This is a genomic window from Desulfospira joergensenii DSM 10085 (genome assembly GCF_000420085.1).
GTDB lineage: Bacteria > Desulfobacterota > Desulfobacteria > Desulfobacterales > Desulfobacteraceae > Desulfospira > Desulfospira joergensenii.
This window is the reverse complement of record NZ_ATUG01000002.1, coordinates 1702510-1720428: the sequence shown is the minus strand read 5'-3', so window position 1 is coordinate 1720428 and position 17919 is coordinate 1702510. Positions and strand designations below refer to the sequence as shown.

General features: G+C 53.5%; 8 protein-coding genes. 4 read left to right on the top strand and 4 right to left on the bottom strand.

Annotated elements, in window-relative coordinates; translation table 11 throughout:
• Positions 1–115: 115 nt before the first annotated feature.
• From F608_RS32780 to F608_RS0120520, 4 genes are all read left to right on the top strand, one after another.
• Positions 116–1012 (top strand): carbohydrate kinase family protein, encoded by an 897-nt coding sequence (locus F608_RS32780; RefSeq protein ID WP_022667566.1) that lies wholly within the window; start codon positions 116–118, stop codon positions 1010–1012.
• Positions 1009–3210, top strand: a complete 2202-nt coding sequence (locus tag F608_RS0120530) for an HAD-IIB family hydrolase (RefSeq protein WP_022667565.1) — start codon at positions 1009–1011, stop codon at positions 3208–3210. The genes F608_RS32780 and F608_RS0120530 overlap by 4 nt, the downstream gene beginning before the upstream one ends.
• Positions 3200–4648, top strand: a complete 1449-nt coding sequence (gene gtfA / locus F608_RS0120525) for a sucrose phosphorylase (RefSeq protein WP_022667563.1) — start codon at positions 3200–3202, stop codon at positions 4646–4648. Before F608_RS0120530 ends, gtfA begins: the two co-directional genes overlap by 11 nt.
• Before the next feature lie 210 nt (positions 4649–4858).
• Positions 4859–7315 carry a glycogen/starch/alpha-glucan phosphorylase gene (locus tag F608_RS0120520; protein WP_022667562.1) on the top strand — a complete coding sequence of 819 codons (2457 nt, stop codon included), beginning with the start codon at positions 4859–4861 and terminating at the stop codon, positions 7313–7315.
• A 10-nt stretch (positions 7316–7325) separates the two neighbouring features.
• On the opposite strand, the gene F608_RS0120515 is transcribed toward F608_RS0120520, so the two are convergent.
• Genes F608_RS0120515 through F608_RS0120500 form a run of 4 tightly spaced genes read right to left on the bottom strand, consistent with a single transcriptional unit; the run spans position 7326 to position 17773 of the window.
• On the bottom strand, positions 7326–9362 hold the full coding sequence (locus F608_RS0120515; protein ID WP_022667561.1) for an alpha amylase C-terminal domain-containing protein: 2037 nt from the start codon (positions 9360–9362) through the stop codon (positions 7326–7328).
• On the bottom strand, positions 9328–10827 hold the full coding sequence (locus F608_RS0120510; protein WP_022667560.1) for a glycogen synthase: 1500 nt from the start codon (positions 10825–10827) through the stop codon (positions 9328–9330). Before F608_RS0120510 ends, F608_RS0120515 begins: the two co-directional genes overlap by 35 nt.
• A gap of 44 nt (positions 10828–10871) precedes the next feature.
• A complete protein-coding gene (gene glgP / locus F608_RS0120505; protein WP_022667559.1) occupies positions 10872–13433 on the bottom strand; it encodes an alpha-glucan family phosphorylase in 2562 nt (853 codons plus the stop codon).
• A gap of 5 nt (positions 13434–13438) precedes the next feature.
• The gene (locus F608_RS0120500; protein ID WP_022667558.1) at positions 13439–17773 is read right to left on the bottom strand and encodes an amylo-alpha-1,6-glucosidase; all 4335 of its coding nucleotides are present in this window, start codon (positions 17771–17773) and stop codon (positions 13439–13441) included.
• Positions 17774–17919: the final 146 nt, after the last annotated feature.

Here is a 17919-nt window from a genome sequence, read left to right as displayed (position 1 = left end):
TTGACGCAGATTGTTCCTCTGGTCTATACTTTTTGAAAAATAAGAACCCTGTCCGTTACTCTTTAAGGCGTAGAATGCATGCCTGTTTTCTGCATTCTTACACAAATTTGGCACCATGATCCTAGTTTTAGGCGAAATTCTGTTTGACCTGTTCCCCGATGATAAAAGGATGGGCGGAGCCCCGTTCAACTTTGCCTTTCATTTGAAAAAACTGGGATTCCCGGTCCGGTTTGTATCCAGGGTGGGTAAGGATTCCCTTGGCAGGGAAATCCTGGCCTTCCTGGAAAAACATGATTTTCCCCATGAAGATATCCAGACAGATCCGGATCATGACACGGGCAGGGTGGAAATTTCCATGGGGAAAAACAAAACCCATGAATTTACCATTCTTCCCGATGCCGCCTGGGACCATCTTGCCTTTGAAGACCGCCTGGCCCGTCTCCTGGATCAATCCCCGGAACTGCTATACTTCGGCAGCCTGATCCAGCGGGAAGAAAAGGGCCAAAAACTGATCCAACAGGCCCTGGAGCGCAAACCCGTCTCCACCCGGGTATTCTGCGATATCAACCTGAGATCCTCTGCCTATTCCCGGGAAACTATCCTGGCCTGTCTCAGGGCCTCGGATATCTTAAAACTCAATGACCAAGAATTAAAAGAGGTCTCCGGCATTGACCCCTTCTCCCCTGACATCCGAACCCGGATGGAAGAATTTATGGCCGCCCATGAAATAGGGCTTATCATTCTTACCCTGGGCAGCCGGGGCAGCCAATGGTTTACAAAAAATCATTCCCCCAGGATCGGCTCTGAATCCTCCCGGGATATCCTGGATACGGTGGGGGCTGGCGATGCCTATGCTGCCATGTCGGCGGCCGGGCTCCTGAAGGGGCTGCCCATGGACAGGACTGCCGGTCTTGCCCATGAATTCGCCTCCCGAATCTGCACCATCCGCGGGGCCCTGCCCCAAGACCCGGCACTTTACCTTGAATTCATTAAGAGATTGGAAAAAACATGACCAGCCAAGACGGACTTTATATCCAGATGTTCAGTGTTCACGGACTCCTGCGCGCAGAAAACATGGAGCTGGGATATGATGCAGACACAGGGGGCCAGATCAAGTACCTGGTCGAGTTGTGCTCTTCCCTGTCTGCCAATCCCAACATCAAAAAAATTGATCTGTTCACCCGGCTGATCCAGGACAAATCCTATTCAGAAGACTACAGCGTGGCCGAAGACCGGATCAATGACAAGTTCAGGATCATCCGGATCCAGTGCGGAGGCAGAAAATATATCCGCAAGGAACTTCTCTGGCCCTATCTGGATGAATTTGTGGACAAGACCATTAAATTCATCCAGACCGGCAGGGAGATCCCGGACCTGATCCACGGCCACTATCCCGATGCCGGATATGTGGCCAAGGAACTGGCGCGCTTCTTCGGGGTCCCCTTTGTATATACAGGCCATTCCCTGGGAAGGCCCAAAAAAGCCAGGCTCCTCAGCCAGGGAGCAGACCCCGGGGAGATGGACAAGGATCTGAAAATAGAACACAGGATTGCCGTGGAGGAAAATATCCTGAAATATGCGGACATGGTCATCACATCCACCCAGCAGGAAATCGAAGGCCAGTACGGCATGTACAGGAACAGAACCCTTCCCAGGTACAAGGTCATTCCCCCCGGTATTGATATAGACAGGTTTTACCCCTATTACCGGGACCACACCGACACGGATGAAAAAGAGATTGCCCTTTTTGCCAAGGAATCCCTGACCAGCGAACTGAACCGGTTCTTTCAGCATCCGGACAAGCCCATGATCCTGGTTCTCTGCCGGCCGGACAAAAGGAAAAACATCGAAGGACTGATCAAGGCCTACGGAGAGGATTACGATCTCCAGGCTATTGCCAACCTGGCCGTATTTGCGGGCATCCGCAAAGATATCGCCCAGAAAGGGGACAGTGAGCGGGATGTCCTGACCCGGATGCTGCTTTTGATGGACAAGTATAATCTTTACGGAAAAATGGCCATTCCCAAGCGGCATGATTTTGAGCATGAGGTGCCTGAACTGTACAGGATCGCAGCGGAAAAAAAAGGGGTATTTGTCAACCCCTCCCTGACCGAGCCCTTCGGCCTGACCCTTCTGGAAGCCCTGGCCTGCGGCCTGCCCATCGTTGCCACCAACAACGGAGGCCCTCCGGATATTATCAGGAACTGCAAAAGCGGCACACTGGTGGATCCCAGAGACACGACGGCAATTGCCTCGGCCATCAAGGAGATTATCGTCCATGAGGACAAATGGCGGAAATTTTCAAAAAACGGGATCATGAACATCCGGAAAACCTATACCTGGAGCAGCCATGTTCAGACCTATGCCGATGAGATGAAAAACCTCTGCCGGGCCCACCAGACCCTGGATATTCAGATCCGGGTGCCCAGGCACAGCATCGGCAAGCGCCTGGCCGGACTCAATTATCTGCTCATCACCGACATTGACAACACGCTTCTGGGGGGAGATCCCAAGGAACTGGCCGGACTCATGGAAATCATCGAGAAAAACTCCCATTGCATTGGGTTCGGCGTGGCCACGGGCCGGTTGTTTGAATCGGCCCGGGATATCCTTTCATCCCACGGGATCACCCCTGACATCATCATCTCTTCCGTGGGCAGCCAGATCCACTACGGGAAAGACTTTTACCTTGACAAGGGCTGGGAAACCCATATTTCAAAAAACTGGAAACCCGGCCTGATCCGGGAACGGCTAAAGGAAATTGATTTTATCACCTTCCAGGAACAGGAGGTCCAGACCCCCCACAAGCTGAGCTGTTTCATGAAACCGGGAAAGGACCGCCTGGAACGTGTCCACCATGTATTGACCAAGAACCGTTTCCAATACACCCTGATCTACTCCCATGACCGCTACCTGGACATCCTGCCCTATAGGGCATCCAAGGGAAAAGCCGTCCGGTATCTAAGCTATAAATGGCAGATTCCCCTGGGAAATTTCATGGTCTGCGGTGATTCCGGCAATGATGCCGAGATGCTCAAAGGGGAGCCCCGGGGTGTGGTGGTGGGCAATTACAGCCCGGAGCTTGAAGAACTCAAAACCAGAAGAAGGATCTATTTTGCAAAAAAAACCTATGCCGGAGGCATGATGGAAGGCATGGATCATTATGGTTTCATCCGCAAAGCAAAGGGGTCTTTGATCAATGACACTTAAAAACAAAATCCAGCTCATCACCTATCCCGACAGTCTGGGCACCAACCTGCCCGAACTTCACTATGCCCTGCGCAAGTATTTTTTCAAGGCGGTCCGGGGGGTTCACATTCTGCCCTTTTACCCCTCTTCCTCGGACCGGGGATTTGCCCCCAAAACCTACGATGAGGTGGACCCTGTTTTCGGCACCTGGGATGATGTGGAAAAGATCGGCCATGATTTTGACCTGATCATTGACTTCATGGTCAACCATATTTCCCGCCAGTCCGAATATTTCCAGGATTATATTGAAAAGGGGAACGCCAGCGAATATGCAGACATGTTCCTGAGCTTTGACAAACTGGCTCCCAACGGCTGGATAGAGGATGAGGATTTAAAATCCGTGTATACCCGGAAGCCCCGCCCCCCTTATCAGATGCTGGAGCGGCCCAACGGAACCCTGGAAAAGATCTGGTGCACCTTTGACTATGAACAGATCGACCTGGACTATGATTCCCCCAAGACCCGGGAGGTCATGCGCAAATTCCTCATCCGCCTGGCCCGGAACCGGCCAAAGATGATCCGGCTGGATGCCATTGCCTATACCACCATTGAACTGGGAACTTCCTGCTTCTTCCTTGAACCCAAGATCTGGGAACTTCTGGACTGGTTCAACGACTATGCCTCGGCCTTTGAAACCGAGATCCTGCCCGAGGTGCATGAACATTATTCATACCAGCTCAAGCTGGCCGAAAGGGGATATTGGTGTTATGATTTCTCCCTGCCCATGCTGGTTCTCCATGCATTGTACACAGGGACTTCCAGGCGGCTCAAATCCTGGCTGAGAAAATGCCCCAGAAAACAGATCACTACCCTGGACACCCATGACGGCATCGGTGTGGTGGATGTCATGGATCTCTTAAACCAGGAGGAGATCGACCAGACCATCGAGCATCTCTACAAAAAAGGATCCAACATCAAACAGACCTATTCCGGGCCTGAATACCAGAACCTGGATGTCTACCAGGTCAACTGCACCTATTACTCGGCCCTGGGATGTGACGATGACGCCTATCTTACGGCCCGGGCCATCCAGTTTTTTACCCCGGGCATTCCCCAGGTTTACTATGTGGGGCTCCTGGCCGGAAAAAACGATATCCCACTGGTGGAATCCACCCGGTTGGGACGGAACATCAACCGCCATAACTACACCCTGGAAGAAGTGGCCGAGGAGACCCAGAGACCGGTTGTCCAGCGCCTGCTCAAACTCATGGAATTCCGCAACGCCTACCCGGCGTTCAACGGGGAATTCAACCTTTTCAAATCCAAAAAACATGAGCTGATCCTGGAATGGAGCCATAAAAAGCACGTGGCCACGGCCCATATCAACGTCAAGACCTTTAAGACAAAAATTGTATATACCGATCCTGTGGCGGCCCGGACCGTTGATTTCAATGTCTGATTAACTCTGCCTGGAAGCTTCAATCAAAACCAATTGACAAGAAGAGCCTGCCCAACCTATTATACATAAAAGGGTCCTCTGATGATTGGAATTCCGGTTTGAGTTCAAGGTGCGGGAAACCGGGCATAAAACAATTATCAGAGACAACCTGAAATATTTTCCAGCCCAGGCTCTTCTTCTGCCGTTAAAGGATGTAAACAGGAGATCGTCATGCCCTATTTTGATTTCACCCGTTTTGAAAATTCGTTTCACCACTATATCAAATATGTGCTTGGCAAGGATCCGGCCCAGGCCGACCGGCTGGACCTCCTCAATGGTGTCTCCTCCGCCGTGGGGGAATACCTGATGGACATCGCCTTCGAGACCCGGGAACGGTACGAAAAGAATGATCCCAAGCACCTCTACTATCTGTCCCTGGAATTTCTCGTGGGCCGTCTCCTGACCAACAACCTGATCAACCTGGGTATCTATGACGCCTGTACCCGGTTCTTAAAAAAACTGGGCCTGGATCTGGCGGACCTGGAAGAGGAGGAGCGTGACCCTGCCCTGGGAAACGGTGGGCTCGGCCGTCTGGCCGCCTGTTTCCTTGATTCCCTGGCCAGCCAGGACATGCCGGGATTCGGATACGGGATCAATTATGACTACGGGCTCTTCCGCCAGGTGATCGAAAACGGATACCAGAGGGAAAAGCCCGATTACTGGCCCAACCGGTCCTCCCCCTGGCTGATCCGGCGGTCCGGTGAAAGGTACCTGCTCCCGATTTACGGGAAAATTGAAGACACCATGGACCGGAACGGGGAGTACAATCCCATGTGGACGGACTGGAAACTTTTTATCGGCAGGCCCCATGATATTCTGATCTCCGGATACGGGGGCCGGACCGTAAATTGTCTGAGACTTTTTTCCGCATGGGCCTCGGAGGACTTTGACATCCAGATCTTCAACGACGGGGACTATATCAAGGCTGTGGAACGGAAAATGAGATCTGAGACCGTAACCAAGATTCTCTATCCATCCGATTCCAAAGATGTGGGCAAAGAGTTGCGCCTGGTACAGGAGTATTTTCTGGTGGCCTGCTCCGTCCGGGACATCATCCGCCATTATGAGCTCAGTCACAATGGTTTCGATCAATTCCATAAAAAGGTGGCCATCCAGCTCAACGACACCCATCCGGCCATGACCGTGGCCGAACTGATGCGGATCCTGGTGGACGAAAAAGGCCTGGAGTGGGAAAAGGCCTGGAAGATCACCGTCAACACCCTTGGATATACCAACCATACCCTGCTGCCGGAAGCCCTGGAAACCTGGCCTGTCTCCATTGTCCGGAAGGTGGTGCCCCGGCATCTTCAGATCATCTTTGAAATCAATCAGCGGTTCACGGACTCGGTACAAAAAAAATTCGGTGAGACCGGCAATGATATGATCTCCAGGATGTCCATCATCCAGGGAGACGGGCCGGGACAGAAGGTGATGATGGCCAATCTGGCCATTATCGGCAGCCACTCGGTAAACGGGGTGGCAAAGGTTCACTCCGACCTGGTCAAGACCCGGCTGGTACCTGATTTCTACTCCCTGTGGCCTGAAAAATTCAACAACAAGACAAACGGGGTCACACCAAGACGGTGGCTGGCCGGCTGCAACCCGGATCTGGCAAGGCTCATCACGGACACCATCGGCGACCGGTGGCTGACCGACCTCAACCTGATCTGGGAGCTGGAAGCCTTCCAGGATGATCCCGGATTCCTGGACCGTTTCCGGGATGTTAAACTGCAGAACAAGATAAAACTGACCGCATACATAAAGGACAGGCTCTCCCAGAAAGTAGATCCCTCCTCTATTTTCGATGTCCATGCCAAACGGATTCACGAGTATAAAAGACAGTTGCTGAACCTGCTCCACATCATTCATCTTTATCTCTCCGTCAAAGAGCATGGCCAGGACATCGGCCCGCCCCGGACCTTTATCTTTGCGGGCAAGGCCGCACCGGGATACTATATCGCCAAGCTGATCATCAAGCTCATTCATAGCGTTGCCGAGGTCCTTAACAAGGATCCCGACGTCAATCAGGTCCTCAAGGTCGTTTTCCTGCCCGACTACCGGGTGACCCTGGCAGAACGACTGATCCCGGCAGCGGATGTCAGTGAGCAGATATCCACCGCCGGCACCGAGGCTTCGGGCACCGGCAATATGAAATTCGCCATGAACGGTGCCCTGACCGTTGGAACCCTGGACGGGGCCAACATTGAAATCTCAGAGCAGGTGGGCAAGGAGAATATCTATATTTTCGGCCTGACCGTTCCCCAGGTGGAGGCGATCCGTGCCGGGTACCGGCCCAACGAGTACCTGGAAAAGGACAGCCGTTTGAAACAAATCCTCTATGCGCTCCGGTCGGACCGGTTCAGTCCCGGGGAACCGGGATTGTTCCGCCCCATTTACAACCTATTGCTGGCCCAGGGGGATTATTACCTTCACTTTGCCGATTTTGACAGTTATGCCTCCGCCCATAGGGCCATTGCATCCGATTTTTCAAAACCCGAGGTATGGACAAGAAAGGCCCTGATGAACACATCCCGGACCGGAATGTTTTCCAGCGACAGGACCATCAAGGAGTACGCTGAAGACATCTGGGATATCCGGCCCCAGATTGAGGAACAGGACCGCTGGTAAGCCCCTTGTTTTACCCGGCCGGTTCCAGTACCAGGGCGGCCCGGCTGGGAAGATAAAGGCTGAGCCGTCCGGAGCCGGCTTCTCCGGACCGGTGAAGGGTAAAATGGGTCTGGTCTTTTTTCAAACGGTTCTGGCCGCCGAACCTGGGCTCATCCGTGTCCAGGATGGATCGATACTTGCCGGGCGAAGAATCAAGGGGATGGTCAAAAAAAGATCTGTCCGGATTGAAATTAAAGACAAAGATCAGGCCGCTGCGCCGGAAGGCGAGGATCTTGTCGGCTTCGTGCAGGTAAAGCAGGTCAGGGCCGGAACCGGAAAAAAGATTCCGGCTCTTTGCCAGGTCGATCATCTGCCGGTCAAATTCAAACAGGTCTCCATAGTAAAGATCGGGATGATATTTTAAGGACCATTGGCGGCGGGCATAAACATAGGAAAAATTGTTGAGCTGTGACGGGAAATCAACCCATTCCGGGTGACCGAACTCATTGCCCATAAAATTGAGGTACCCGGCATTGGCCGTTGCCAGGGTGATCAGACGGATCATCTTATGCAGGGCAACAGCCCGGACCGTTTCAATGCTTTTATTGCTTTTTTCCATGCCCGTATAGATATGGCCGCCCATGAGATGCATCATCAGGGTCTTATCCCCCACAAGGGCCTGATCATGACACTCGGAATAACTGATGGTGGCCTCCTCCTTTCTCCGGGTGGTCAATTCATGCCAGAGGCTTCCCAGGGGCCAGTCTTCATCCCTTACCTCCTTGAGCAGCCGGATCCAGAAATCCGCAATGCCCATGGAAAACCTGAAATCAAATCCGGTTCCCCCCTTTTCACAATCGGCAGCCAGGCCGGGGTAGCCGCTCACATCTTCGGCAATGGTGACACCGGAGGAACGGATATCATGGACAAGCCGGTTGGCCAGGAAAAGATAAGAGAGTGCGTCCGTATCCACATCCGGACCGAAATAATCCTCATAGGAGGTAAATGAACGTCCAAGACCGTGGTCATGGTAGAGCATGGAGGTGATGCCGTCAAAACGGAACCCGTCCATTCTAAACTCTTCCATCCAGTATCTGAGATTGGACAAAAGGAAGCGGATGACCATGGGTTTGGCATAGTCAAAACAGCGGGAATCCCAGAGCATGTGAAATCCCCTGGGACCGCTGTGGAAAAACTGATCAAGGGTGCCGTCGAACCGGGACAGGCCCTCCACCTCATTTTTCACACTGTGGGAATGGATCATATCCATGAACACCCGGATCCCGTTTTCATGGGCGGTATCGATGAGCCGTTTCAATTCCTCGGGAGTGCCGAAACGGGAAGAAGGCGCAAAAAAAGAAGAAACATGGTATCCGAATGACCCGTAATAGGGGTGTTCCTGGACGGCCATCAATTGAATGGCGTTGTATCCGCTGTGGACGATCTTGGGCAGGATGTGGCGCCTGAATTCCGTCCAGGTGCCGATGCGGGATTCCTCCAGGGCCATGCCGGCATGGGTCTCGTAGATCAGCAGGGGCTGACCCGTTTCCGAAAGTCCCGGGAGATCTTTGGCTTTCCATTGAAAGGATGAATCCGGCTCCCAGACCTGGGCATTGAATATCAGGGTCCGGGGATCCTGGACCACCCGGGTTGCGGCCGTGGGAATCCGGTCCCCTTCCCCGCCGGGCCAGACGATCTTCAGCCGGTAGAGGTCTCCGTGGGCAAACCGGTCTTCCGGGAACCAGGCTTCAAAAACCGCTCCGTCCCTTTTGGGAACCCGATAATCAGAATTTTTTTCCCAGCCGTTTTTTGGACAGAGAATGAACATCTCTTGGGCATTGGGCGCCCATTCCCGGAACACCCATTTCCCGTCCCCAGGGTGAAGGCCGAAAAAAAGATGATAATCAGCAAAGGATTGCAGAGAACCCCGGTTCTCATGGAGTATTTTTTCTTCCGTTGTTCTGGCAGCCTCTGCCCGTGACCGGATCACCCCTTTGTAGGGGAGCAGAAACGGATCATTGAAGATGCCGGAATCAGACAAGAAAGGGTCTTTTAAGCATTTTCCCATACAGGTTGATATACTCCTCTGCACAGCGGGTGTGGTTAAATTCAAGTACGCTCTCGACCATGATCCTCTGGATCTGTTGTTCCCGGATCCCAGGCGCCATTTTATAAAAATCCATGGCCCGGTCCACGGCCCATCCCAGCCCGGCGCTGTCATGGACATTGAACAGAAACCCATTGCCCATGTTCTGTTCCGTGTCCATCTGCCGGACCGTATCGTGGAGCCCCCCGGTATCAAATACAATGGGCAGGGTCCCGTAGATTCCACCGATCATCTGGGGAAGGCCGCAGGGTTCAAACGAAGAAGGCATGAACAGAAAATCGCTGCCGGCAAAGGCCTGGTGGGAAAGGGCCTCACTGAAACCGCATACGGCCACCCGGCTGGAAAGGTTGTGAAACCGGACAATATTATGGAAATGCCTTTCATATGAACCGGAGGCCACAAAGACCACCTGGAAATTGTTTTCCCAGTACCGGCTCACAATGTCATAGAGAATCTCGGCCAGGAGCTGGCACCCCTTCTGGACCGGATCCAGTCTGGAGGGCCAGAAAAACAGGGGCGCGTTTTCATCCAGTTCAAGGTCGAGATTTTTCTGCAGAAACCGTTTGTTTTTGGCCTTGAACTCCCTGTGATTCTTTGGACCGTAATTGTAACGGATCTTTGTGTCCACGGTGGGATTGAATTCGGGTTCCGGTGCATTGAGAATACCGGTGGCGCACCCGGCATGAAATTTATGGACCAATTCGTTTTTCAGCCGGGACTCCACAAAAGCATGCCGGTCTTCCACGATCTCCCTTAGAAAGGTGTAGCTGACCGTATTCACATAATGGGCGGCAAACACGCCCGAACAGAGAAAATCAATCCGGTTCTGCTCCCAGCTTTCTTCATAGTTCAGAGGCGGACGTTTGAAGAACAGCCATTGCCAGAAGGAAGCCGCGTCAATTCCCCGGTCCTCGATTTCCTCCATGGTGGAAGTCATGGTATGGATATTGTGAATGGTAAACAGGCAGGGAATTTCCACCTGCCGGGCCATGGCCGGAATCAACCCGGTCATCCAGTCGTTGCAGTGAATAATATCCGGCTCCACCCGGGGGATGATATTGTTCATGACCTCCCGCTGAAATGCCAGAGAGGCTTTCAGGTCTTTGTCAGAATACCCGGAATAGACATTGTGCAGGTAGTAGAAGGCCCGGTCCGAGGCCAGGTGAATCCGTTCATCGTCCAGCCGTCTCCGGATCTTGGCCAGTTCCCGGTTGTGGGCTCCGGTGGACTGCCCGTTGAATATGGAGCGGTAATTGGGCAGGGCCACATGGACATCACATCCCAGATCAAAGAGAGCCGAGATCAGGGCCGCGGAAACATCGGCCAGACCCCCGGCCTTGGCTGAATAATTCACCCGGTTTCCCATGTCTTCGGGCAGGTAGGTCACCTCGGGCGTAACAATCAGAATCCTTGGTTTTTCTTCCATTTTTTATCCCCTTTGGCCGATGGATGAATCGTGTCGATCCTTTGTCATTCAAGGTTTTCAACCCAGGTGATCAGACCGGGTGTCTCGCGCAATACATTGTCTCCATTGGGAACCACCCGGGCCGTGTATCCGAACCGGCCCGAATCCGAGCAGGAGATACGGCATTCATAGATATGGGTGCCCGGATCAATGGTTTCCTTAAACTCCATGGTTTCGATCCGGCTTCCCTCCAGTCGTTCCATGCCCCGGAGTCTCCCGTGGTAGATCTGGACTTCCACCTCTTCGGGTGCCAGCTCCCCCAGGTAAACTTCTACTGAAATGATAAAATCATCGCCCACTATAAAATCAGATAAAGACTGGATCATTGGCTTTGACAGACGGATCTGGCTCCAGAGCCGTGTCAGCCGGGATTGGACCCGGGCCAGTTCCCTGGCCCTGGACGCGGAATCCCGGGTCAGCTCCTTGAGCTGCCTTGCCGCCGGAATATAGAACCGGGAAGAATACTCCCGGAGCATCCGGTCACTTGAGAAACTGGATATGGCCATCTTCATGGACTCTTTCATCATTTGGATCCATTTTATGGGAGGGGCTCCGGGTTTCCGGTCATAAAAGACCGGAATGACGTCATTTTCCAGGATATTGAACAGGGCCTGGCTTTCCACCTCATCCTGGTATTCCTGATCTTCGGAAGTTTCTCCGTTGCCGATACTCCAGCCCCTGTTCTCATGAAAGCCCTCGCACCACCATCCGTCCAGAATGGAAAGATTGAGACCTCCGTTGGCCGCCGCTTTCATTCCGGAGGTGCCGCAGGCTTCCTTGGGTCTTCTCGGGGTATTCAGCCATACGTCGCATCCCTGGACCATATGGCGGGCAATATTGATATCGTAATTCTCGAGAAAAGCCACCCGATGCCTTATCTTGTGAAGCCGGGCAAATTCTACGATCTCTTTGATAATGGCCTTGCCGTCGTTGTCATTGGGATGGGCTTTCCCGGCAAAAACAAACTGGATGGGTCTTTCCTCATCCGTGATCAGTCGGGTCAGGCGGGGGATGTCCTTGAGCAGAAGGGCTGCCCGCTTGTAGGTGGCAAACCGCCTGGCAAAGCAGATGGTCAAAACCCTGTGATCCAGGATCTCCATCACCTCATCCAGGACGTTCCTGGAGGCATTCCTGGCTTCATACTGGGAGAGAAGATGCTGACGGCATTTCTGGATCAGGTTGGAGCGATCCAGTTCATGGACGTGCCACAGGTCTGCATCCTCAACATTATCGATGCGGGAAACCAGATCCGGGTCCGACTGCCGCCCGGCCCAGTCCAGAGCCAGATAGCGTTCCAGCAGGGAATTTTTGTGACGGGAAATATAGGAGTTGATATGGACACCGTTTGTCACATGGGAGATGGGGATCTCCTCGACTTTCCGCTTGGGCCAGAGGTGTTTCCACATGCGTCTGGCCACCTGGCCGTGAAGCCGGCTCACCCCGTTGATATGGCCGGCAGAGGCGGCACCGAATACAAACATGGAAAACTTGCCCCTGGCATGGGCGCCCGGGGCTTCCCCCCAGGAGAGCAGAGCCTCTTCCGAAATATTAAATTTTTTTGCATAGGGCCGGATATAGGGCCGGATCAACTCTTTATCAAATTCATCATGGCCCGCCTTTACAGAGGTATGGGTGGTGAACAGAGTCCCTCTCTTGCAGACCTGGGATGCACTCTCCAGGTCAAGGTCCCATTGGTCCATGATGAGGGAAACCCTCTCCAGCCGGGCAAAAGCGCTATGTCCTTCGTTCATGTGACAAACTGCGGGAAAGAGCCCCAGGGCCTTTAATGCCTTGATTCCGCCGATTCCCAGCAGGATCTCCTGGGCCAGGCGCATCTCTCCCTGGCTGGCATAGAGCCTGGAAGTAATTTTACGAATGGGTTCCGGATTATCAGGAACATTGGTATCCAAAAGCAGCAAACCGGTTTTCCCCACCATGATCTTCCAGATACATGCCCGGATGATCCCGTCAGGCCCGGGAATTTCCACCATCAGATCCCGGTTTTCGGCATCAACCACCTTTTGGACGGGAAGATCAAACACATCGATAATGGGATAATTTTCCTGCTGCCAGCCGTTATGATCGAGAAACTGCCTGAAATACCCTTCCCGGAACAGGATCCCGATACCGGTCAGGGGAATGCCCAAAGAAGAAGAGGCCTTGAGGTGATCCCCGGCCAAAACTCCCAGTCCCCCGGCAAAAAAGGGCAGGGATTCATGGATGCCGAACTCCATGGAAAAATAGGCCACGGTCTCCCCGGGTTGAAAGTCAAATTCTTTGATTTTGGGCTCGTCGGCAAACATGAATTCATACTTGTCTTTTACCCTGGCAAGATGGCCCAGAAAGCTTTCATCTTTGGACAGGACCTCAAACCGCCTCTGGGAGATCCGGGACAAAAAAGTCACGGGATTTTTTCCCACGGCTTTCCATTGAACCGGATTGATCCTATGAAAGAGTTCAACGGCCTCATGATTCCAGCACCACCAGAGGTTCCGGGCCAGACAGTTCAGAAAGGCCAAAGGTTCCGGGATAGAGGGGTACACCTTGTAAATCTGCAGTTCTTCCATTGATCTTATCCACTCCTTACAGATAATTTATGTATGACCCTGGCCGTCTCACTGACACCCCAGGCCTGGGCATCACATCCCCTTGGGCTGTGGGGAAAATCCCCGTCCAGAATTTCAGGGATATATCCCGCGGCTCCGGTCCTCATGATCTGGATCACGCTGCCCAGCCAGGCCAGACAGGTGGGATGACTCTTCTTACCGAAAATTTGGGCCCAGGCCTCGCAAAAGACCGGAAAGGGCCAGGTCCAGGCCGTACCGTTGTGATAGGCCGGTTTTCTTTGGGTGTCCTCATCTCCCAGGTATCGGCCGGAGTACGGGAAATGGGGATCTTTCAACAACCGGCCCCGATGAAAAATTTGAAGCGGCACCTCAATTCTCTGATCGGCAAGGCTGCGGATACCGCCGGGAACCAGCAGGCCCAGACAGGCTTCCACGGCTCTTCGGGCCATGTTTTTTTGATCAATGACTCCCAGAGAAAAGAGCAATAGCTGGTTGGGGCGGAGAGCATCGTCGGCCTCTGCATCCTTTGCCGGTACCGGCCCCTTTGAATGGCGGCAGTCGGAAAAATACCCCAGAGTCCCATTCCAGAAGAGTTCGATAATGGACTCCCGGACCGTTTGGGCTTTTTTCCCCCACTCTTCAAAAGGAGCCATCTCTGCCAGAAAGCCCAAGGCATTATACCAGAGCGCCTGGATCTCAATCGGGTATCCCTGGCGGGGGGAACCGGCCGGGAAATTGGTGTCCATCCAGGTATAATGGGAGGGACTGTAAAGCAAAAGGGTTTCAGGATCGGCCCTGACACCGGTTTTTGTCCCCTTGACCAGGGATTCGGCCAGGGAGATCACCACCTGTTCCAGGGTCCTTCCCCCCAGATCCTGGTCCAGGAAAGACCTGTTCCCGGTTTTTTCCATGAGGTCCCTGCAGCAGGCCAGGAACCACAGGGGGGCATCCGAGGTTTCGATATTCCCTGCCTGATGACCGCAGATCATGTTGGGCAAGGTGCCCTGGTCCTCGAACCGGCCGAACAGCCGGAGTACGGCCTGGGCATCTGGAATCCGGCCAAGCTCAATGAGACTTCTGCAGAAGATCAGACTGTCCCGCCCCCAGTCCAGAAACCAGGGATATCCGGCGATTACGCTTTTCTCCTTGTTTCGCTCCACCAGAAAGGCATCCAATCCTCTGGACACGGCCTGGAAAACAGAGATCTCCGCTTCAAAATCAGAGGGTGGCTCCGGATTTTTTCCGGCTTCCGGGCGGGTTTTACTTTCCGGATCGTCCAGAACAACGGCTTCCAGGCAGACCCGGTCCCCGCCAAGACACTCCAGGGTGAAATACCCGGGGCTGAACAGGTCAGAGGCGTCATCCAGGCCTCTTTCCGTCTCCAGGGGTCTGTGGACCATATACTGCCATTCCGGCTCCGGGACGAACCGGGACCCGGGCAGACAGACCTGGAGGACTTTATTCCGGGAAAGGGAAAAGTCAAACCCGGCTTCAAAGGGGCTCACCGACCGGGGCCATTCCTGTTCAGGCCCCTGAAAGGCTTTTATCGTCTCGTGAAAACTTCTGTCTTCGATATCCGGACGAAAGACCAGGGAAATGGGCTTATCATTCTCTAAAAACCTTTCCTGACGGGCCTCTGTCTCTTTCCTTGTTATGGAAAGAAAAATACGATTATCATCCTTTGCAATCCCCAGGCAGAGTTCCAGGTTATAATATTTGCCTTCGGAGGTGGGAATGTGGAATAACCAGCGGCCGACACCTTTATAGGAAAAAGTAAAGGTTTCCAGGCAGTCCAGGGCAAGTTCCCGGGAATATCCCTGGAATATGGCCCAGATCCGGCACCGGGCAAAGACCATCCACCGGTTTTCAGGCACGGCCGGATCCAGGTTGGCTCCCAGCAGTCCGTCATACCGGCTGTAGAGTTCTCCCCAGCTGGCCGCCGCCCGCATCATCCCCCCGAGCCGGGTGGTGCCCAGGAGCATCAGCCGGGGATGATCCAGAATCTCCCTGCGGCTGAAGGTCGACCGCATCAACAGAGAATCCAGGGGGGCCAGATAGAGAATGGAAGCCTCCTCTACCCGGGTGGAGCCGGGTTTGAAAATCCTCAGTGTCAAAACGTATTCTCTATGCCGTTTTTTTATTGGAATGGGGAGAAAAAGGGCGAAACAAAGATCTTTTCCTGCCACGGGCAGCCCCTCTTCATACCCCAGGGAGGTCTTGGCGGTTGGGGACCGGTCCAGGATTTCAGCCCTGAAGCCGTATCGACACCGGATGAGCAGAAAAAAGCCCGGAGGAACCATGACCTGGCGGTTCAGGTCTTTATCCACATCATAGGGAATGACCCGGCTTTCTTCGGAATCCGGATTCAAAGAACGGATAAGTTCCACAGGATCGGCCGCCAATTGATTCCCTGCCCTGTCCAGGTCCAGACCGCTGATATCGGAATACCCGTTCACGGCAGTGTAGGCGGACAAGACCTTGGCCTTATATTTCTGGGACAGGACCTTTTGGGGGATCTGTTTTTGGACAGGGTCATCGGCATCCAAATCCGGACCCAGAATTTCCAGATCCCCGGGATCCGGGGTCAGGGCCAGGACCTGGGCCGGAGCCAGGCGGAAACTGAATTTTTCATGGGTCTGCTTCACAACAATCACATCCCCGGATATCAGGTCAATCCATTGGCCGCCGGCGATCCCAAGATCCCCGGCTTCCCAGGCGACATCCCCTGCCGCCTGCCAGTCCAGGTTCACCAGGATGAGCAGCCGTTTGTCAAAGGCCTTATTATAACGAAGCAGGGCAAGGGTCTGGGATTGACTTTTCTGAATCAATTCTAGCCGGGTCCCGTTGAAAAAGGCGGGATGGACCTTCAGAATCCGGTTGATCCGGGCGATGGTCTCCACCTGGTTTTCCTCTGCGCCCCAGTTGAGGCTCAAAGATTCATGGACATTGATTTTTTCCGTGGCAAACCATTCCACCCCGTTGGCAAATCCAAATCCCCCGCATACGGAGAAAAGGGCGCTCAAAGCGGTCCGCATCCTTGCATATTCCTTTGAGACCGATGCCAGGCGGTTGTTGTCGTGGGTTTCGGCAAAATGAATCAAATGACCGCAGGTCCTGGAAAGCTCCCATGCAAAGGGCAGGTAAGCCGTGATCTCTTCGGCGGTATAGTTCTGGAAGAGTTCGGAATAGGCCCAGTTGAAATTGCCGCGGCCCAGGATCTCCCGGGTGGTTTCAAGAGGTCCCCCAAGACCTTCCAGGAAAAAAAGAGTATCCGGATACTCTTCCCTGACCTTAGCCACCATATACTCCCACGCATCCACCGGGACCATATATCCGGCATCACACCGGAACCCGTCCACTCCCCGGTGGCACCAGAGCAGAAAAATCTCGGCCATGTACTGCCACAGGTCTTTATGGGTAAAATCGAGTTTGGTCAGATCCGCCCAGACCACTCCCCAGGCCCCGGGTTCCCTGATCCTGCCGTCTTCCTCCCTGACCAGCCATTCCGGATGGGTCTCATGGATGGCAGCGGCCCATCCCGTGTGATTAATGGCAATATCCAGGATCAGATACCCTCCGTGGCAATGAACCTCATCCACCAGTTCCATGAACTGTTCCAGGGGGGTTGCCGAAGGATCAAATTCGGCCATGGCCGGATCCACATCCGTGAAATTCAATGCGGCATAGGGGCTTCCGAAACGTCCCATGCGCGCATAGGTGGTGGGCGTGGGATGAACGGGCAGCAGATGAAGGGCCCGGCATCCCAGCCGGGAAAAGATAAACTCGACTTCCTTTTTAAGATCCCGGAACTTTCCGGATTCGGGTATGACGGTGTACCCTTCGGCATCCAGGATTTTTGCCCTGGATGCCAGGGACGGGTCTTCAGTCGGGCCGGATTTTGACCTGCCGAACTGCCTTACAAAGGCATTGTAGATAATATTGGCACAGCAGGTGCCGGCAGGCTCCACATTGAGAATGCTGTTTTCCCCCTCCGGCCAGACCGGGGTGGTGCTGTTCCCGGGAAGGAAAAAACATTTGGCCTGGAAAAAACCGCTTTCCACCAGGGGCAGCACAAGGGCAAACCTTGCATCACCCTCCGGAGCCATCTCAATATCATGCCAGGCTTCATTGAACCGGATCTCTTCTTTCTCCACCCGGGCGATAATTTCTCTTCTTGCGATATTGGCCGTGCCCAGATTGGTTCTCACCCAGGCCTTTCCAGCGGCCGGTTCGGAAAGGGTGAGGCAAAAGGTAACCGAGTCCCCGCAGTACAGGACCATGGATTCCCCGGGAAGAGGAGACTGGATGACACCAAACGGATTTTTCCTGGAATCGTTCATACCGGTGGAGCCCTTTGCCTGGAATGGTTTATGGAATCATACGGGACAAATTATAGCACACCCTTTATGAGCCGTCTAATTGAATTGTCGGAACCATTTGTACCAATTTACCCAAACCTTTAATGATTTCAGCCATGGAACGGGCA

What these genes read in the sequence shown, in the direction of transcription:
- F608_RS32780 (WP_022667566.1), top strand. Translation starts at nt 116, where the DNA reads ATGATCCTAGTTTTAGGCGAAATTCTGTTTGACCTGTTCCCCGATGAT.
- F608_RS0120530 (WP_022667565.1), top strand. Translation starts at nt 1,009, where the DNA reads ATGACCAGCCAAGACGGACTTTATATCCAGATGTTCAGTGTTCACGGA.
- gtfA (WP_022667563.1), top strand. Translation starts at nt 3,200, where the DNA reads ATGACACTTAAAAACAAAATCCAGCTCATCACCTATCCCGACAGTCTG.
- F608_RS0120520 (WP_022667562.1), top strand. Translation starts at nt 4,859, where the DNA reads ATGCCCTATTTTGATTTCACCCGTTTTGAAAATTCGTTTCACCACTAT.
- F608_RS0120515 (WP_022667561.1), bottom strand. Translation starts at nt 9,362, where the DNA reads ATGGGAAAATGCTTAAAAGACCCTTTCTTGTCTGATTCCGGCATCTTC.
- F608_RS0120510 (WP_022667560.1), bottom strand. Translation starts at nt 10,827, where the DNA reads ATGGAAGAAAAACCAAGGATTCTGATTGTTACGCCCGAGGTGACCTAC.
- glgP (WP_022667559.1), bottom strand. Translation starts at nt 13,433, where the DNA reads ATGGAAGAACTGCAGATTTACAAGGTGTACCCCTCTATCCCGGAACCT.
- F608_RS0120500 (WP_022667558.1), bottom strand. Translation starts at nt 17,773, where the DNA reads ATGAACGATTCCAGGAAAAATCCGTTTGGTGTCATCCAGTCTCCTCTT.